Source organism: Paenibacillus sinensis, assembly GCF_019904155.1.
GTDB classification, from domain to species: domain Bacteria; phylum Bacillota; class Bacilli; order Paenibacillales; family Paenibacillaceae; genus Paenibacillus_AQ; species Paenibacillus_AQ sinensis.
In genome coordinates, this window is the sequence record NZ_JAHCMB010000206.1 from 1 (window position 1) to 1,178 (window position 1,178).

Below are 1,178 nucleotides of genomic sequence, written 5' to 3' on the forward strand. Positions count from 1 at the left end.
GAGGGATGTACGGCTGTTAAAATTGCGGTGGGCCTCGTCCCACACACACACGCTGCCGTGAGCTGCCGCAACTCTAAACCAATCCTCCGCGACGGCCAAGCGCTCTGCTCCGTCCAGATCGTAATTCGCGAACAACTCAATCGACCCGCCAAGCTGTTCAACCTTGATCTTATACAGCCAGGCCATCATGCTGGCCATGGTCGTTTTTCCCGCCCCAAGGTTACCCGTAATGACGATGGTATGCGGCATGCGCTACCCCCTGCCTTTCATTGGTCGCCCGTCAGCAAATATGATCGGCTTAGGCGGCTTGGGGATCAGTTCTTCGATTGTGCGTAAGAACGTTTCCGTGCGGCTTACGGCCCGCTTGTGCTTGCCGGTTATGTCTTTGATGATCCAGGAGTACGGATTGACCTTGCCATGCAACCGCTCGTTAGCGCCTAGATGCTCCAGGAGCAGGATCGCCCGGATTTGCTCCTCCGACAATGGAGCAGCATAGTCGGTCATAAACTCCAGGACCTGCTTGACGTCCGATACGCTGGCGACGGACGGGAACAGGTCGTCATTGATTACTTTTTGGATGGTGTCGGCGTTGTTGTAGGCTGCTGCGTTAGATCCCATGCCTACACCGCCTTAAGGATGATCAAGAACACCATGACAGCCAGACCAATCAGGATGTACCGTCCGATAGGCTTGCGGACCGGTTCCGGCGGATCTCCCTGGTAATGAGTGATCTGCCGCAATACCGTGCTGCGCTCGAGCGCTGCGATCCGCTGATAGTCCGATACAGCATCCAGGGGAGCGCCTACCACAAATATGCGGCCCTTACGTCCGGTATAGGTCTTATACTGGCCGACCGGGATTGTATAGGAGGTTATGGCGTTCTCGGCGTACAGCCGTTCATCGTTAACGTCGATCACGGTCGCAACGTCGGCCGTTCCGTCCTCGTCCTTGTAAATCATTAGCGTATCTTGCGGCTCATACGGTTCTTGCTTTGCTAGTCCTAGCATCGGTTTTGCCACCTTTCCGCAGGATTTTGTTGTACAGCCATGCCGCCGGAACAAACACCAGGGCGACCCCGGTCGCCAATCCGGACCCAATGGCTACAAAGTAGCCGAATACTCCCTCCATCTGACAAACTCCCTTTCGTATACATTTTCGAAGCCTGGCAGCTCCTGCAG

2 protein-coding genes and 1 pseudogene are annotated in these 1,178 nt (G+C 55.4%); all 3 read right to left on the bottom strand.

Annotated features, from left to right (window positions below):
* Nucleotides 1-249, bottom strand: a pseudogene (locus KIH86_RS25480) (zonular occludens toxin domain-containing protein); the annotation flags it as partial.
* A gap of 3 nt (nucleotides 250-252) precedes the next feature.
* A complete protein-coding gene (locus KIH86_RS25485) occupies nucleotides 253-618 on the bottom strand; it encodes a hypothetical protein (protein ID WP_223088689.1) in 366 nt (121 codons plus the stop codon).
* 2 nt (nucleotides 619-620) lie between these two features.
* On the bottom strand, nucleotides 621-1,007 hold the full coding sequence (locus KIH86_RS25490; protein ID WP_223088688.1) for a hypothetical protein: 387 nt from the start codon (nucleotides 1,005-1,007) through the stop codon (nucleotides 621-623).
* Nucleotides 1,008-1,178: the final 171 nt, after the last annotated feature.

Coding starts and splice junctions, on each gene's coding strand:
- KIH86_RS25490 (WP_223088688.1), bottom strand. CDS start 1,007: ATGCTAGGACTAGCAAAGCAAGAACCGTATGAGCCGCAAGATACGCTA.
- KIH86_RS25485 (WP_223088689.1), bottom strand. CDS start 618: ATGGGATCTAACGCAGCAGCCTACAACAACGCCGACACCATCCAAAAA.